Genomic DNA, 18,318 nt, shown 5'->3' with positions numbered 1-18,318 from the left:
TTTTACGCGCGCGCAGTCTAATTACGCCTAAAAAATGGTGCATCGTTAATTGTTATAAATTGTGCGACAGCCCCCTTCACCTCCCTGTAATTCATCACTTTATGTTAGTATATCTTGAGTTGATACCTCATAGTTACCATTTATATATTGAATGCCAACTCCATTTTCAGGATCGAACTTTGATTCAAATAAAAATCCAAAATTCAAATCTCCATCATCTAAAACCATTGGGAAAATTATTACTGTTGGTTCTATTGAGTTAATTATTTTATCTTCATTCTCTTCTTTCATACCGTATTCAGACAAAAATTCTTTTGTATAAGATATCAATATTTCTTCTATTTTTTTTTCTATAATAACTTTGTTTTGAGAGTAATATATGTACGAATCTCTTTGTTCTTCACGGATTGTCTTTCTATCATCATCATTTTCTTCAACAATTAGCAATATTTTATATAATTTGTCGAAGAAAATAACATCATATGATCTCTTCCATGCAGTACTGAAAGTAAGTTCCCCAAATACCTTATCAATTGTCTTAATCATTTCGTCCTCTTTTGGTGGCTTCAGCAATACCGCCTACATGCCCAAACTTAGAATTTATTTTGGTTGGTACTAGTTGTAAGGTACCCATATCTTCTACTTCATGCCACGTGAATTTTTGCTTTCTCCTGAATTTTTTTATGATAGAACTTTGAACACGTAGCTTCTTGGCTAGAATTTGGTCAGCTTCTTTATGTAGGTTATATCTAGAATCTCCTGAGCTATTAATGACTTTATTTATAAAATCATCAATATGGACTGTATGTTTTGTGAAAGGGGTAAAGTTCGGATAACCATTTGAATAATTAACCTTTTCCCCTTTGACCGCTGGGTTATTAGAAGTGAATGTACTCTCTCCCCTAGGACCACTCCAGACACCGTTTGTCGGCGTTTGGTTCAATCGTTGCTTATATGTACTATTTTGGGCACTTGGTGGGGTATTTTCAGTATTCCATTGATCTGCTAAATTATTTAACCGTACAGCTGAATCATCATCAGGTGGACATGCACTTAACCCTAACGGATCTACCCAATTCAATGGGTTAGGCACATACTGATAGTTGTTTAAACCACCCGCTAAGCCTATCGGGTCGATGGTAGTAAAACGACCAGTTTTTGGGCTGTAATACCGATGTCGATTATAATGCAACCCCGTTTCGCTGTCATAATATTGTCCTTGAAAACGCAGCGGGTTAACAATCTTTTCAACATGTTGAACGGCAATATTACCGTAACAGCGGTACTGCACTTGCCAAACGGTATTGCCTTGCTCATCGGTTAAATCAATCGGGGTGCCGAGGTGGTCAAGGTGATAGTGATAGACTTCGCACGCTTTGCCTTCACTCTTTAATAACGCCAGTGGTTTGAAGCTACCCGGTTCATAAACGTAGGTTTGATAATCTTCTCCGTTACGCTCTTCTGCAACCAGATTATTTCCCTGCCATACAAACTCAGTTGTTGTGCTTTGTCCTCGTTTATCAACCACCGTTTTACTGACACGGCGACCGAAGGCATCGTAAACATAACGGGCAGTGCTGCCATCAGGCATCTTGGCCTGAGTTAAACGGTGCTGGAAGTCGTACTCATACTGGGTAACTAAGCACTGGTCCTTACCACGTTTTTCAATGGTTAGGCGCCCAAATTCGTCATACTCAAAATGTGCATCGCCTTGCAACAATAACTGATTATGGGTAACTAACGATTTAGTACGACCAATGGATGAGCCTAAAGTCTGCTCTAACAGATTGCCCGCAGGATCGTGCGTAAAGGCTTCTTCTAACGCCCCTTTTGCGGCTTGTAATCTATCAAGCGGATCGTACTCATAATGCGTCACACCATAACGACTGTCGCTCACTTTTGATAGATTACCTACCACATTATAAGAATAATCACGGGAGCTAACAGTATGACCTTGTTGGTGCTGTAAATGGCTACGCAATCGGCCTTGGTCATCGTAACTAAATCGACTTTGAATGTCGCCTTGTTGTCGATGGACTTCTAAACCTTGTTGATAGCTATGACATGTTAATGGACGATCATTGAGTGTGATCTGCTCCAGTAAGCCACCTTTAGCATGCTTATACTCTAGAATATTGTGATCAGGTAACTGCCAGTGAGTCAGTTGTCCTACTTGATCGTAGCGATAATATTGCGATGCCCAACCTTGATGCTCTGCGGTCAAGCGGCCTAATGGGTCATATTGCCATGCCAGTGGTATCACACCATCATCAATACCAATAAGCTGACCTTGCTTGTCATATTGATATTGAATTTCAGCCCCATCAGGCAATTCTTTTGCCAACAAGCGTCCCATAACGTCGCGGGTATAAGTCGTGGTGAGCTCGGTACCTTGCTTGCCGACTTCAGTTTTACTGGTTAAATTACCGTTGAGATCATATTGATAGCGAAGCTGTCTGTCATCAAAAGTGGTTTCTTGTTTCACTAAGCCATTAGGATAATAATCTATCAAATAGTTGTTGCCATTTTCATTAGTGATCTGGCTAACAAACCCTTTGGCATTATTGTATTGATAGCTTAACGAACTTCCGTCGGGATGAATAACGCGACTAACAAGGTGGCTATTAACTGCATACTCATAGACCGTTTTCGCCCCGGTTTCATCCATGCTTTGGGTTATTTTCCCGTAAGCATTATAACGGTATTGTTGACGACTTCCGTTGGGTAACATGATTTCAACCAGGCGATCGGCATCATCCCAAACATAATGTGTTATCGCTCCCGTAGGGGCTTTTTCTTCAACAATACGACCAAAAATATCATAGCGATACGATATACGACTGCCATCGGGGTAGGTCTCACCCAACATCATACCTAGCTTGTTCCAATGTAACTGATGCACTGAACCATCGGCGTAAATAATCTCGTTGATCTTACCGTGGTCGGTATATCTATACTGGGTGGTATTGCCTAATGGATCGACTTTCTTATTGATATCACCTTGCGAGTTATAACCAAATTGCCATTCTTGGTCATCTTTAAAAAGTTGGGTTAATTGACCATGATGATAACCATATTGAGTAACAGTGCCATCAGCGGCAATAACGGCTTCTTGTTCAAGATTATCGTTGTAAATATAACGAGTCTCATGACCCATAGGATCAATACAACTGACTAATAATCCATCACTGTTATATTCATTTTTTGTCACAGCGCCATCGGGATCGATTTTTTTGACTAATTTGGCATGCTCATCATGAATATAGGTTTCTGTACTACCATCTGAATGAGTAACCACAACCGAACCATCGTTGTCATTCCATTCATATTCCGCAGCAATTCCCGTGTTACTCCAGTGCTTGATTGCTCTTGAATGCTTCCCCGTTCCTTGCCATAGCCAAAAGAACTCAATTCCACCCGCCATACGACGAAGTGAAATGACGTTATCTTCGTTATACTCATAATCTTCGCCTTCAAAGGCTCTATTTCGCGTTGACATTAGCTGTTGCTGACGGTTGTACGCATACGTCATCAACACACGTTCGGTACGCCAGTTTGAACGCCCATCCTCAACAATTCGGGTTCTTAGTTCTATTTGAGATAATTGATTGTCTTGGGCATATACCAGCCATAATCCTGTTCCAAGCGGTGTAATAACCGCATCGGGTAAACCGCATTGGTTATAGCGCACCGTTAATCGATTACCATACCCATCAGAAAAACCACTTAATCGAGCACGATCACCATCACGTTCAAAGTGATGCGTTACTTGATTGGATTGAACTAATAAATACTCGTTCTCTTTATTCCCCAAATAAATCGCACTATCTGCTATAGGGTTAACAATGGCAGGGCGCTGTGCACTAGGTAAAGGAAATGAAGTCTGTTTGTTCTCATTATCAAGCCAAATAACACCGTTGTCTGAAAACGTTAAAACTTGAGATAATGAATGACTCCAACCAAAACCACAGCCTCGATTTACTTCAACTGCGGTTGTTCGATACAGGCGTGAAAACGTAAAGGCAAGTGGCCCGGGTAACGTGAAATCATCAATATTAAGTAATTCTTCACCATTAATCATTGAAACGGGGCAATTGTTTGTGCAGGTATTTTGTAAACTATCAGTCTTGTTGCCTGCCAAGTCTTTTGAGCTTTCTGGATGCTTATCAATATCTTTTTCTTTTATTTTTAGTGTGGTGTATGCCTTATTTTTTGCTTTAGAGATAAACTCGCCACTTTTGGTCACACTGCCTTTGACAATGCCGTTTAGATGCAATTTTCCATAATCTTGGATCTTATCGACTAAACCCACCGCCAATGTGAAAAACTCTTCGATAAGTTGGATGATAGGTTTGATAATACCAGCAATTTTTTTACCAAGTTTTAACACTAAGTAAGCCATCCCAACGGCTGGGGTTGCAATACAACTGATTACAACCCCACCTAAGATACCAAATACAACACCAACAACAACGCCTCCTCCCGTGCTGACAATTTGCTTTAGCACACCGAGATTGGGGATCATGGTTAGAAAATCAATCACTGCATTAGCAAACAAAAACATGGCCGCTTCATCAGAGGCAAATAAGAGTGCTTTCTGAGCTTTTTCTGGCGCACTTTCCATCTTCGCTTTGATCTCAGCAATCAGATCAGACGCACCTTCAGAAAAGTTATTTAACGCCTTCTCAGGATCACTTAATAACTCAAAAAGATCTTTAATTTGCTGCCATGATGCAACTAACGCTTCTCCAATAGAGGATAAAAAAGTTTGAACTAATCCAAACGCTAGCTCACCTTGTGGTGTATTTATTTGCTCTTGCCATGTTCGTTTAAAACGGTCATCCCACTGTTTTTGCAGCCATATTTGCAGTTCATCAGCGATAGATTGATAAGATGAAAATAACGCATCAACATTGGCTTGTGTCGGATTGTAGTTAATGGATATTTTATATTTAGCGCTTGGTTTTAAGCCTTTAAATACGACTTTCCCATTGTTATCAGTGAGCTGCTTATACTGCTCATTATGATCCTTTATCGAAGTAACGATCACTGGAAGTGCCGTAATCGGTGTTTCATAAATAGACTCAAATTGATTATAAATAGTCAACTCACCATTTAGTGGGCACTTCGCTACCGTGCCGTAGTCTTTATCATCTTTATCTACCGTTTTGGTTTGCGAATTAACCTTAAATGTTTTTTCCATGTCAAACAGAGATGGCACATCAGCTAAGTGACTTATGTCATCAGCACGCTGGAGTAAAAAGCTTTCACTATATTGACGGTAATTACTGATGAGAACAGGGTATTTTGCCAGTCTATTTTCTATCTCGCTGGCTAATTGCTGGTATTTATTGGTCATCATTATTGTTGTATGTCCTGTTCAATATCGTGGATAAAGCGCTGCCAAAGATGATCTGTCTCTAGTTTGTTATTTTTGGCAAATCGTTGAACTTTGGCTTTTAAAAGTGGGCGTGGAAAATACAAGAAAAGATCGGGTCTTAGGTCTTCTAAGTCCTGAATTAAATTACTCACCAATGTTTCGGTCTCTTCAGCTTCAAGTGTTTTCATTACTGACGAAGGCACATCCCACCAAGGAAATTCACGTACTCGACCAAGCGTAATCTCATCATGGCGAATAACCTGATGTTGGTAACTGAGCCATTGACTGGTCGGCCCCATTAATTCAGCTCGCTGAAGATCATTACATTGCAGGGCTATTGGCATGGAAAAACGAGGATCGAATAAACGAAAAAAACAATATTGCCCATTAGGTAGCCATACTTGAGTTAAGCTTTGGAGATGTTGATACACATCGTCAAAATTGAAGGGGGAAACAATAAATATTCCCCAATCAATCGGCTTTGCTTGCTCTACCCATTGAATAAAAGGATCGTTTAAAGGAACTTGAATAAGCGTTGGCATGACATCAAACCATTCTTGATACTGAGTTCCTAGCCATAGTGGCTTACTTTGGCTTAAATCAGACGAAGAAAAATGCATTAATGGATTACTATCGCTGGTCTTATTTAACACAGCAAAAACATTCTGCTTATTATCTACAGCTTGTTGTAATTGAGATAAAAGGCTTAATGCCATCATATTTCACACTCGCCATCTTTACATTTTTCGCACTCTTCACAAAATGGTGCCGCAGCTTTTAACGTTGCTGTTTGTGCTGCCGTGAGTAATGCAGGAACAAGTGAAGGAGCGGGTTGCAATCCTGATGGCGTGATAGGTAAAATTCCCCCATATCCACTACCACTACTCGCACTCCCTCCGGTATTTAAGTTTAATGCTGTTCCCACTAACGACACGCCTGATGCATCCAACTTAATAAAGTTACCATTTACATTAAGCGTTAATTCTTTTCCTGCATCTAATATTATTTTATTACCCGCTTTAAGATGTACTTCATTACCCACATCGAGTAATAAGGCTTTACCTTGTTTAAGATGCAAAGTGCCATCGATCATCAATGTTTGATCACCTTTAATATGGTGACGACTTTCACCATCAACCGTTAAATGATCATTCACTTTAATATGGCTAAAACGTTCATTTTCTACATCAAGGTGTAAATCATGTTTGATATTATCGGTACGGTCATTTTCAACTAAGACATTGACATCTTTTTGCGCTCGAACGTAAATTTCTTCTTTGCCTGCTTGGTCTTCAAAACGCAGTTCGTTATAACCATCGCCTTGGTGGGTTTCAGTGCGTAAAACAGTGCGGGTCTTATGAGCAGGTAATTCATAAGGAGGCTGATTGGTGGCGTGATAAGTACGGCCAGTGATGATCGGTTGATCGGGATCACCTTCTAAAAAATCAACAATCACTTCATGGCCTACACGAGGCAGGGCAACCATACCATATTGGCTACCTGCCCAACCTTGTGAAACTCGCACCCAACAGCTGGCGTTATCATCATTGTTACTGTAACGATCCCAAGGGAACTGAATTCTGACACGCCCAAATTCATCACAATAAATTTCTTCACCTTCAGGACCAACAACTAGCGCGATTTGTGGGCCATCAACGGTGGGTTTGGCATTAAACGGCGGGCGCCAAGGACGATGAGCGGGAATGACAACAAACTCATTATTATATGTTGTTGCACCTTCACCGCCGGCTTCTTCTAATGCTTGAGGTTGAGTGCCAACATGGGTGACAGCGATGATCAACCAGTCACGATTACAGGTGTCATCATCATGCTCTTGCAGCGTAAATTTTACGCCGGGAAGAATAGTGGGCACATTACTTTTTGCATTAGCCGTCTGGGCATCGCGTCGTAATGATTCAATTCGAAACTGTACAAAGGGCTTACCACTTGCATCGTCTTTATAACGACCCGGGTAATCATAATGCTCATATGTAGCTTGTTGATAATCTGCTTCTTTCGCTGCTGAAGTTTGCAAAAAACTATAAGCAGGCTTTTTAAAACTGTAATCTTTTAGCTGAGCGGATGATGAGCAAATTTGGGTATTACGCGCAAAAGTTCGAATAAACGGTACGCTACTGCTACCACCACTACGACTGTTGTAAGCAAGAGGCTCAGCTAAACTTGCCGCCTGTTGGGTATCGTCAGTAAAGATGAGGGTGTTTTTATTGCTACTATGATTGAAGTAATAAAGTATTCCTTCTTCAGCGACGATTCTATCGATAAAGGCTAAATCACTTTCACGATACTGTACGCAATATTCACGTTGTGTACATTGGCGGCTGATCGCAAAACTATAGTCATTAATACCCATTTCTTGCAGCAAGATAGAGATAATTTCTGGCACTGTTTGTGTTTGGAAAATACGGCTATTTTGACGCAGCGCTAAACGTGCAAAAGGGGGCACAAATTCTACTTGGTAGATTGTATGGCTATGTCCCGTATCACCTTGAACAAACTGACGCACGATACCATGCCATTGCTGCTGTAATGTGCCCTGTTGCCAAACCGTTAGTGTAGCATTGCGATCAATGGTTTCGCTAGGGGACAAACTTGGGTTGCGGCTGGCTAAATTGACTGTAAAAGAAAAAGGTAAAGACAAGGTATCGTTGCCTTTAAACTCAGTCACAGCAAACGTTGATGCATCAAGCCCTTCAACGGTAAAGGTAAATTGTAATCCTGTCTGTTGTGCCATGATATTACCTCAATTAAATCTCTGCTAAGGCGATCAATTAATGCCTTAGCAAAGACATAAACGATAAAAGCCCGCACGGTCGAAACAGTACGGGCAATAGTTATACTTAGAATTACGCTTCTAGCGGCGCACGCCAGTCATCAGCACCTGAAGTACCTGAAACCGTGTGATCCCAATTAATTTTGCGGTAAGCCATCGAGATTTCAATCAGTTGAGTAAAATCAGCTTTGGTTGAGTCTTGGCAATGTGGCATTTGATTGTCGATATTAACAATCGTTGCGTCTGTTAACGTTGTTGTGAAGTAGTGCTCTTGCTTACCTTCAACAGAAGTGCGGTACCACTTAAGTTCAACGGTTGGTAGCATTTCACCTGATGCCAATGAGTTGTACATTAGCGGAACGGCTTTGTTCAATGCCACAGTAAATTTAAAAGGCTTATGGACACGTTGGCCAGACGGTTGACCTGACTGTGGGTCAGTCGGCACGGTTACGACATGCTTAAATTCTTGCACTAGCATTTGGTCTTCATGACCTTCAACGTAAATGTTACCCACTGAATCGGCAGTAAATGCACCCGCAGTGATATTGCCCTGAGTTTGGCCTTGGATAGAGATATAACAAGGAGTTGGCATGGTAATGTCCTTAATACTGAATTAAAAATGAGTTTGAATATTTGGTAGTTACGAATAGCATTATCTGTGCCAACTTTATCTTATTTGTAACTAATTGTTTTTAAATAATTAAGTTTGGGTGGTGATAGGTTTTTATTAAGTTGAGCAAATTATTACTTAAGATCGGGCAATAACTTGCTCGTCAGGCGACTTATTGCTCGTTGTAAATGTATTGAATATTGTCAAGTTGTAGAAAATTATTGATAGTGCTGCTTTGGGAAATTTATACCCGATGATAACGGTATATAATTTACCCATTAATATAAATGTTATTGCCTATATTGATGCCATTTCCCATATTGGTAGGTTTTGTTGTGTTAGTACTGAGACTGACAATATGCAAGCTTGGCTTAAGAAAACAGATCCCGCATCCCGTATTCACAAGATCTCCTGCACGTGCAAAATTTACCCCATTAACATTGGCAGCTCGTGGTGATTGAGCCACGATTGGACCTTGACCACTGCAACTTTTGCTACCACATGGGCAGGTTGCAATATCGCCAACTAATGCAACAGGTTGCCCATTAATCATGACATTTGAGTGACCTGATACCACAGTACCTTTTGTTGATGTTGGACTGCCGAGTGTGATGACATCATTCATTTAATTATTGCTCCAGAGTAATAAATCTAATTAGCGTAGCACGTTAAAAATTGGGGCAACAATTTGCCTAATAAATAATTTACTATTTAGATAATACAATTCCATCTTGTAATATAAGTTTTTTTTTTAGTATAAATAATTTTTTTTTATTGAATTGATCATAAAAACCGCATTATTTGATTTAATTGTTTAAAATCATATTGTTGGTTGTTTTTTAATGTGTTGTAATTGCAATTACATGCTTATAAAGCATTTCATGTAACTGGTTGTAATATAATAATATTTATATAAAATTTTTTGGTGTTGTTTTTTTATACTTATTCTCTTTAAATTTTCTTGATCAAATTTGTTCTTGAATGATTATTTTTTTAGATGTTTAATTTGCCTCAATCCTTATGCAACTTAAGGCTATTATCATGCGCTTTAAAATGGCCAATTTTAATCTAAAAAACAAATATAACAGGGAAAAGATATGTCGAAAGAAGGCAGCGTAGCACCAAAAGAACGTATTAATATTAAATATGTTCCTCATAGTGGTGATGTGCAATCAGAAACAGAATTACCATTAAAAACGCTAGTTCTTGGTGAATTCAAAGGGCATGCTGAAGATACCGCGATTGAAGATCGTAAAGCTGTTTCAATTGATAAAAATAATTTCGAATCAGTCATGCGTGAAAGTAATTTAATGCTGACGACATCAGTTAAAAATAAATTATCTGATGTTGATTCTGATTTATCTATTTCGCTTTCTATTAAAGGATTAGATGATTTTTCTCCTGATGCAATAAGTCAGCAAGTCCCTGAACTAAAAAAACTAATTGAGTTAAGAGAAGCGTTGGTTGCATTAAAAGGTCCACTTGGAAATATCCCAGCATTTCGCTCTCGTCTTCAAGAACTTATTGAGTCTCAAGAGTCTCGTGAAATGTTATTAAGTGAGCTGCAACTTGTTAGTGGCGAAGCAGAAAAATAATCATTTCTGTAGGTGAAATTCTTCTAAAGGACCAATAAATGTCTGTACAAAAAGCTGTTGAATCGTCAAGTGCAACCCAAGGTAGTTTACTTGATGAAATTATGCTTCAAACTCGTATGGTACCGAGTGATGATGGTTACGATATTGCAAAAAAAGGTGTTGCTGCTTTTATAGAAAATCTATTAGGTAGTGAGCATGGTGTAGATCAAGTTAATAAAGCACTTGTTGATCAAATGCTCGTTGAGCTTGATAGTAAAATCAGTGATCAAATGGATGAGATTCTGCATAACGATTCAGTTCAGGCAATTGAATCAGCATGGCGTGGCGTCAAGATGCTAGTTGATCGCACTGATTTCCGTGAGAACAATAAGATCGAATTGTTAAATGTAACTAAAGAAGAATTATTAGACGATTTTGAGTTTGCGCCAGAAACTGCTCAATCTGGTTTATATAAGCATGTATATTCTTCTGGTTATGGTCAATTTGGCGGTGAACCTGTTGGTGCGATCATTGGTAACTATGCTTTTACTCCATCATCGCCAGATATGAAATTATTGCAGTATGTCGGTGCTGTTGGTGCAATGGCTCATGCCCCTTTTATTTCAGGTGTTGCACCTGAGTTTTTTGGTATCGAATCTTTTGAAGAGTTACCAAATATTAAAGACTTAAAAGCAACATTTGATAGCCCTCGTTATATTAAATGGCGCCAATTGCGCGAGTCTGATGATGCTCGTTATCTAGCTCTAACTGCACCTCGTTTCTTGCTACGTACACCGTATGATCCTAATGAAAATCCGGTAAAAACATTTAACTACCGTGAAAATGTTAGTGATTCCCATGATAATTATTTATGGGGTAATACATCATTTGCATTAGCTTCACGCTTAACAGATAGCTTTGCACGGTATCGTTGGTGTCCAAATATAATTGGTCCTCAAAGTGGTGGTGCAGTTGAAGATCTTCCTGTGCACTTATTTGAATCTTTGGGTGAATTGCAAGCTAAGATCCCAACAGAGGTTTTGATCACGGATCGTAAAGAGTTTGAACTAGCGGAGGAAGGCTTTATTGCATTAACTATGCGTAAGGGTAGTGATAATGCTGCATTTTTCTCTGCTAATTCGATTCAAAAACCGAAGGTGTTCCCTAATACAAAAGAGGGACGCGAAGCAGAAATGAACTTTAAGTTAGGTACTCAACTACCTTATATGATGATCATTAACCGCTTAGCACATTATGTTAAAGTGTTGCAACGTGAGCAAATTGGTTCTTGGAAAGAGCGTCAAGATCTTGAACGTGAATTGAATGCTTGGATTAAGCAGTTTGTTGCTGATCAAGAAAATCCGCCAGCAGATGTTCGTAGTCGTCGTCCATTACGTGCTGCAAAAATTGAAGTACTCGATGTTGAAGGCGATCCAGGTTGGTATCAAGTTGCGTTATCTGTACGCCCTCACTTTAAATATATGGGTGCAAATTTTGAGTTATCGCTAGTTGGTCGTTTAGATCAGGCATAATTTAATGTCCTATATTGAGCTAGCAGATAGGGCTTATGGTGTCAGTCTCTTTGAACGATTAGAGACTGATTCACCTCAGATAACAATGACGACAGCTCCTGATACGAAGCAAATATTGGACTCAATTAAAAGAAATGTGGCGCAATTGCTTAATAGCCGACTTGGTGAAGCAATGAGTGCGCCACAATTAGGTTTGATTGATTTTAATGATGCAACATTGGGAACTCATGATTTGGCTTTACAGATTAAATTAGCCATTCGGCGCTGTCTTGAGTGTTATGAGCCGCGATTAAAACAGATTGATATTCGATATATGCCAGATGATGGAAGTCCGTTAAATATTTTTTTTCATATAACAGCATGCATCAATTCTAGTGCACTGCATGAATCAGTACGTATTGATTTGCTATTGGATAACAGTCGTAAATACCGAGTAATTTGACTTTGTCACAAGAAAAATACTTTAGAGATGAACTGGCTTTTTTAAAAGAGCAAGGGGCTGCTTTTACAGAAGTTCACCCACAGCTATCCCGTTTTTTGCAAGGGCGAAATACAGATCCTGATGTTGAACGATTATTAGAAGGATTTGCTTTTTTAACTGCTCGTTTACGGGAAAAGGTCGAGGATGAATTTCCGGAGTTAACGCACTCTATCATTAATATGTTATGGCCTAATTATTTACGCCCGGTGCCAAGCTTTAGTATTGTTCAATTTTCGCCAATCGAAAAAGCGATCAGTGTTCGTCAAATAATTAAAGCAAATACTGATGTTGATAGTGAAGCTGTGCTTGATACTGTGTGCCAATTTAAAACTTGTCGGGATATAGATATTTATCCATTAAAACTCACTAATGTTACTACAATACATAGCCGTGAATCGTCGATTATTGATTTACAGTTAGATGTATTAGGTGAGCAAGGTTTAGCTGATATTAATCTGAAGACATTACAGTTTTTTCTTGGTGGTCAGCATTACAGTGCGCAGATGCTTTATTTATGGCTGAATCATTATTTAGCACATATTGAATTGATTTGTGATGATAAGCAGTTCTCTATTCCAGCATCACACTTTAGAAGTCGTGGTTTTGATAGTGCTGATGCTGTGATGCCATATCCAAAGAATGTGTATGAAGGTTATCGAATTTTACAAGAATACTTAACTTTTCCAGATGTGTTTTTATTTGGTGATGTGGAAAATATTGATCGTTTTATTACACCGAATATGGGACAAGTGTTTCATCTTCGATTTGTATTTTCAAAGACATTGCCAGCGGATGTTCGCATTCGTGAGGAATGTTTTAAATTGTTTTGCACGCCCGTTATTAATTTATTTTCTCATGATGCTGATCCTATAGATCTCACTGGAAAGCGTTCTGAATATAAGATCATGCCATCAAGTCGTTTTCCAACACATTTTGAGATATTTAGTATTGACCATGTCCAAGGCAGACAAGAGGTAGACGAGTCGCGTGCACGAGGGCAAAAACGGGTTTATACCGCTTTTGAAAGTTTCCAGCATGAAATTGAGCGTTCACGTCATCGTTTAGCTCTTTATTATCGTGCCAGAGTTAAAGATAGTATGCGTAATGATGGCTTTGATCATTATATTTCGTTTGTACGTGGTGATGAGACTCAAGCTATCGGTTTTAGTGAGGCTATCTCATTACAACTCACTTGTACTAACAGGCAGTTACCATTGGAATTAGGTTTAGGTGATATTTGTGTTCCGACCAATAGTTCACCATCGTTTGCGACCTTTTCTAATATTACGGAGCCGACGCAACCATTAAGACCTACTTTAGATGGTAGTTTATTGTGGACGTTAATTTCTAATTTATCGCTTAATTATCTTTCATTATTATCGAAAGATGCATTGTATACAGTGTTACGAGCATATGATTTTAGAGCACTTGTTGATCGACAGGCTGAGCGTGTTGCAAAACAGCGTCTTGATGGAATTGTAAAAATAACCTCTAAACCAGTAGAGAGAATTATTAAAGGATTACCAGTTAGGGGCTTACAGTCTAAGTTAGAACTTAATCAAGAGGCTTTCAGTTCTGAAGGTGACTTGTATTTATTTGGTAGTGTATTGAGCCGATTTTTCTCCTTGTATGCCAGCATAAATTCATTTCATGAGCTTATTGTGATTAATAGTGTGAATCAGGAACAGTATTCATGGGGAACGCAAGTGGGTCTACAGCCTTTGATTTAACACTTGATAATATTCATTGTACATCAGAAAAAGTGAATATATTACAACAACAAGTACGATCCTATGACTTTTATCAATTGGTTGAGTTATTACAACGTTTAGCTGATCAAGATCCAGATAGTGAAGGTTGGGAAGCAAATTGTCGTTTATTGTTTAAAGCAAATCCGAGTTTAGGATTTGCAGCTAGTGATATTTCAAAATTAGAGTTATTAGAGCAAGGTGGTTTTTGTCTTGAAACAACTTTTTTTGGGTTAAATGGCGCGCAATCTCCTTTACCTGGATTTTTACTTGAACAAATAGCTACTGAGAGTGAAACCGGTGTACGTCGGCATTTCCTCGATTTTTTTAATAATCGATTATTGGCACTGGTTTATCGCATTTGGCGTAAATACCGTTATTACATTCGTTTTCAAGAAAATGCCAGTGATAGCTTTTCATCGCAACTATTTGCTTTTGTTGGTCTCGCTGATGATGAGCTTCGTGGTGAAACGGATATCAATTGGGGAAAAATGCTGTCTTATGCTGGTACATTAGCGGGTAGAAGTCGCTCCCCTCAAGTGGTTGCGGGGATTATTGCACACTGCTTTGATTTAGATAGTGTTTCTATTCGGCAGTGGGAAGAACGTAGTGTTGTTATCCCTGCTCATCAGCGTATGTGTCTTGGCATGGCAAACAGTGAGTTAGGTGAAAGTACGATTATTGGTTCAAAAGTACGAGATTGTACTGGCAAATTTGTCATTGAAATTAAAGGGCTGATTCAAACTCGATTTGACGATTTTTTGCCTTCAGGTAAAGAATACAAACCGTTTTGTAAATTAGTCGAATTCATTCTTCGTGAACAGATGGCGTTTGATTTAGAGTTAGAGCTCAAAGAAAACGAAGTACCATTATTAAAATTAGGAAAAGACTCAACACTGTCGTTAGGGTGGTCTTCCTTTTTAGGTCAAGTCGATAAAGATCGTAAAGTTTGTATCCAAGTTCGACAGTAAAGGATAAACGTATGGCTGAACAAAAACTTCTGAAACTGAAAATCACTAATACGCAGTCTTTAGAACCAGGTTTATCTGCAACAAAAGAATTTATTGCTACTGGTGGAACAATTGGTTCAAGTTTATCAAGTGATTGGTATCTTAAAGATCGTCAAGGTGTGCTGGAGTCGACTCAGTGTCGTATCTCGTTAATTGATGGGTGTTTTTGTATAACAGATGTTTCTAATCAGACTTATATCAATGACGCTAAGATGCCTATTGGTTGGGATAAGCATGCGCGTTTAAATGAAAACGATGTTATTTCCCTTGGCCCTTATCTTATTCGTGTTTCTATCGATAATTCGTTTAGCGATAAGGATCAAGATATAGAGCATATGTTATCTGACTCAGAACATCTTGATTTATTTGGTGAAGAGCTAGATTTAACGGTTGAAGAGAAAGAGTTTGCTATTGATGATCCTCTAATGGCACTCGATGCATTAAAACATCATCTAGATACTGAATCATTAATGTCCGTATCGACGCAACAACATTCGCAGTTAGATACGCAATCATTAATCAATACTCAACATCAGTGGTTTGGTCATGAAAGAACAATACAGGCAGATACCGACAGTGATCCAACTTCAGCTATTTCGTTGAGTGGTTTTAAATATCAATCGAATCCAAGTGAGGATTCAAAGTTACTCACCGCAGCAACATATATCAACAAGGATAAGATAATGGACGATAAAACGTTGGATTTGCTTGAAGAAGAAATGAGCCGAGAGTTTTCTTACTCAAATAATCAATCTGCTGTAATTAATGACGAAAATCATTTATTAACAGGTCCATTATTTCGTGGATTAGGTGTACGGACTAGTAATAGTGAAAACCTTGCTGAAATGCAAATGCTTTCTGAAGAAATGGGAGCGTCACTGCAAGCTGCAGTGAAAGGACTTATTGAACTTCATCAGCAAGTGAATACTAGCCGTTATGGTGTGATGAATAAAAATTTACAACCGATTGAAGATAACCCATTGCGATTAGGGTTAAGTTATGACGAAACAGTGCAAGTAATGTTTGATAACCAGCGTAGCGTAGTACATTTATCAGCCCCTGCAGCGATTGAAGAAAGTTTACGCACAGTTAAAGATCATAACGAAGCTGTACATATTGCGATTAATGATGCCCTCAATCAGATCATACAAGCTTTTTCACCTGAAGTATTGATGCGGCGTTTTTTGCGTTACCGTCGTCCTGGGCAAGTTACAAGCCAGTCACCTGAATCATGGGCTTGGGAAATGTACCAGAGTTATCACAAAGAGTTAACATCAAATCGTCAACACGGTTTTGAGAAGTTATTTTGGGAAATTTTCGATCAATCTTATGACAAGAACTTGCGAGAGAAACAGCTGGAGGTATAAATGTGAAAATATCTTCTTTGATGCGCGTAGTGATATATGTGTGGTTGTTATTGTTAATCGGGTGTAGTTCTAAATATGATCCGACTTTAGAGGCCAGTACGATAACAATAAGTATGGTAACTACAGACTCAATAAATATTAATAATAATGAAGAAGCATCACCGATTGAATTAAAAGTTTTTGAGCTTGAAGATGATTCAATGTTTAATTCGGCATCTTATGATCAATTAGCTTTGAAATATAAAGCAACATTAAAAAGTAATTATATTGAAGATTATGATTATGTTTTGTTGCCTAATAAATTTAAGTTTATCGAAAAAATAAAATTAGATGCTGACACGCGTTATATCGGCGTTATGGCATTTTTTTCGGATAGTGATCATAGTGACTGGAAAAAAACTGTAAAAGTGAAAACGTTGGGTAGAGATTATCATCTACTTATCTATATAAAAGATAATCAAGTGATGCTGGATAGGGTTGAATAATATGTCATCTAAAAGTCGAGTAATATGGAATGAGGGGTTATTTATAAAGCCTCAACACTTCCAACAACAACAACGATATTTTGAAAGTGTGATTGATGAAAGACTTAATTCTGTTAGTTTATATTTATATGGGATAACAGAATTAAGTTTAAATTTAGAATATTTAAGTTTTGGTCGTATTGCGATTGAGAGAGCTGCTGGAATTATGCCTGATGGCACATCATTTAATATTCCTCAGCAAGATTTATTGCCTGATGCCTTAGAAATAATTGATAGTTCACTTGCGAATCAAATTATTTACTTAACTATTCCATTACGTAGTGATTCACTATCTGAAGTAAGCTGGAATGACTCGATTGGTATAACACGTTATAAATCTCAGCGCGAAGAAGTGCGAGATATTCAGTCCTTACAAGGTGATAGTTGTTTAATCGATGTGAGTTCGACGAGTATCAGATTAATGTTGGGTAAAGATGACCGTAGTGCATATGCTTCTATTGCGATCGCTCGTATTTTAGAAAAACGCCCTGATGGCAGTGTAATGTTGGATGATAATTTCATCCCTTGCCACCTTAATGTGAAAGTTGTACCTCGCTTGCAGCGTTTTATTGGTGAAATGGCTGGATTAATGCGAGAGCGTGCAAAAAATATTGCATCACGTATTGGTTTATCGAATCAAGGTGGGGTTGCCGATGTTGCTGATTTTATGTTGTTACAAATGTTAAATCGCACTCAACCTAGATTACAGCATATTACGCACTTACGTAGTGTTCATCCAGAAGCGTTATATAAAGAATTGACGTCTATTTGTGGTGAGCTTGCAACGTTTACTGATGAAAGCAGAATGACAGCAGAGTTTGCTAGTTATGATCATGATATGCCAGAGCAAACATTTATGACAGTAATGTCAATGTTGCGTCAAGCGTTAAGTATTGTGCTTGAACCTCGTGCAGTCTCAATTCAGTTACATAAACGTAAATATGGTCTTATGGTGGCTTCGATTCAAGATACTAATCTTGTTGTTGATGCTGAGTTTATATTAGCTGTCCGTGCGCGTATGCCACAAGATGATTTACGTAAGTTATTCATGCAACAGACAAAAATTGCATCAGTTGAGAAGATTCGTGAGCTTATTTCTTTGCAATTACCTGGTGTTCCATTATCGCCTTTGCCTGTTGCTCCGCGTCAATTGCCTTACCATGCTGGCTACACATATTTCCAGCTTGATAAGACCAGTACAGCATGGGAAATGTTTATAAATTCGAGTGGTTTTGCGTTTCATGTGGCAGGTGATTTTCCTGATCTTGATCTTCAGTTTTGGGCGATTAGGAGTTAATTAG

Annotated in this window: 14 protein-coding genes; 8 read left to right on the top strand and 6 right to left on the bottom strand. The window is 38.6% G+C overall.

The annotated features are described in order from the left end of the window. Positions 1–99: 99 nt before the first annotated feature. The 6 genes from OC457_RS19970 to OC457_RS19945 form a co-directional block, all read right to left on the bottom strand. Positions 100–546, bottom strand: a complete 447-nt coding sequence (locus OC457_RS19970) for a DUF6985 domain-containing protein (protein WP_080175993.1) — start codon at positions 544–546, stop codon at positions 100–102. Next, on the bottom strand, positions 539–5,362 hold the full coding sequence (locus OC457_RS19965; protein WP_080175992.1) for an RHS repeat-associated core domain-containing protein: 4,824 nt from the start codon (positions 5,360–5,362) through the stop codon (positions 539–541). Before OC457_RS19965 ends, OC457_RS19970 begins: the two co-directional genes overlap by 8 nt. After that, positions 5,362–6,099, bottom strand: coding sequence for a DUF4123 domain-containing protein (locus tag OC457_RS19960; RefSeq protein ID WP_080175991.1), 738 nt, complete (start codon positions 6,097–6,099; stop codon positions 5,362–5,364). Before OC457_RS19960 ends, OC457_RS19965 begins: the two co-directional genes overlap by 1 nt. Next, positions 6,096–8,132 carry a type VI secretion system Vgr family protein gene (locus tag OC457_RS19955; RefSeq protein ID WP_080175990.1) on the bottom strand — a complete coding sequence of 679 codons (2,037 nt, stop codon included), beginning with the start codon at positions 8,130–8,132 and terminating at the stop codon, positions 6,096–6,098. Before OC457_RS19955 ends, OC457_RS19960 begins: the two co-directional genes overlap by 4 nt. Before the next feature lie 112 nt (positions 8,133–8,244). Continuing rightward, entirely contained in the window at positions 8,245–8,763 is a 519-nt protein-coding gene (locus tag OC457_RS19950; RefSeq protein WP_080175989.1) for an Hcp family type VI secretion system effector, read from the bottom strand. Positions 8,764–9,052: 289 nt separating this feature from the next. Then, positions 9,053–9,406, bottom strand: coding sequence for a PAAR domain-containing protein (locus OC457_RS19945; protein ID WP_080175988.1), 354 nt, complete (start codon positions 9,404–9,406; stop codon positions 9,053–9,055). Positions 9,407–9,878: 472 nt separating this feature from the next. Here OC457_RS19945 and tssB point away from each other — a divergent pair, with 472 nt between their 5' ends. From tssB to tssK, 8 genes are read left to right on the top strand one after another with little or no spacing between them, the layout of a single operon-like run. Continuing rightward, positions 9,879–10,376: a type VI secretion system contractile sheath small subunit gene (tssB, locus tag OC457_RS19940; protein ID WP_080175987.1), complete on the top strand. Its 498-nt coding sequence runs from the start codon at positions 9,879–9,881 to the stop codon at positions 10,374–10,376. Positions 10,377–10,414: 38 nt separating this feature from the next. Then, positions 10,415–11,887: a type VI secretion system contractile sheath large subunit gene (gene tssC / locus OC457_RS19935; protein WP_045044605.1), complete on the top strand. Its 1,473-nt coding sequence runs from the start codon at positions 10,415–10,417 to the stop codon at positions 11,885–11,887. A gap of 4 nt (positions 11,888–11,891) precedes the next feature. After that, positions 11,892–12,329, top strand: coding sequence for a type VI secretion system baseplate subunit TssE (gene tssE, locus OC457_RS19930; RefSeq protein ID WP_045044606.1), 438 nt, complete (start codon positions 11,892–11,894; stop codon positions 12,327–12,329). A gap of 2 nt (positions 12,330–12,331) precedes the next feature. Then, positions 12,332–14,098, top strand: coding sequence for a type VI secretion system baseplate subunit TssF (gene tssF / locus OC457_RS19925; protein ID WP_080175986.1), 1,767 nt, complete (start codon positions 12,332–12,334; stop codon positions 14,096–14,098). Then, positions 14,062–15,087, top strand: a complete 1,026-nt coding sequence (tssG, locus tag OC457_RS19920; RefSeq protein ID WP_080175985.1) for a type VI secretion system baseplate subunit TssG — start codon at positions 14,062–14,064, stop codon at positions 15,085–15,087. The genes tssF and tssG overlap by 37 nt, the downstream gene beginning before the upstream one ends. Positions 15,088–15,098: 11 nt before the next feature. Next, positions 15,099–16,493, top strand: coding sequence for a type VI secretion system-associated FHA domain protein TagH (gene tagH, locus OC457_RS19915; RefSeq protein WP_080175984.1), 1,395 nt, complete (start codon positions 15,099–15,101; stop codon positions 16,491–16,493). A 20-nt stretch (positions 16,494–16,513) separates the two neighbouring features. Further along, a complete protein-coding gene (gene tssJ / locus OC457_RS19910; RefSeq protein WP_096777873.1) occupies positions 16,514–16,978 on the top strand; it encodes a type VI secretion system lipoprotein TssJ in 465 nt (154 codons plus the stop codon). A 1-nt stretch (position 16,979) separates the two neighbouring features. Continuing rightward, positions 16,980–18,314, top strand: a complete 1,335-nt coding sequence (tssK, locus tag OC457_RS19905) for a type VI secretion system baseplate subunit TssK (RefSeq protein ID WP_080175983.1) — start codon at positions 16,980–16,982, stop codon at positions 18,312–18,314. Positions 18,315–18,318: the final 4 nt, after the last annotated feature.

Origin of the sequence: Photobacterium toruni, from assembly GCF_024529955.1 — a bacterium.
GTDB lineage: Bacteria > Pseudomonadota > Gammaproteobacteria > Enterobacterales > Vibrionaceae > Photobacterium > Photobacterium toruni.
This window is presented reverse-complemented; position numbering and strand designations above follow the sequence as displayed.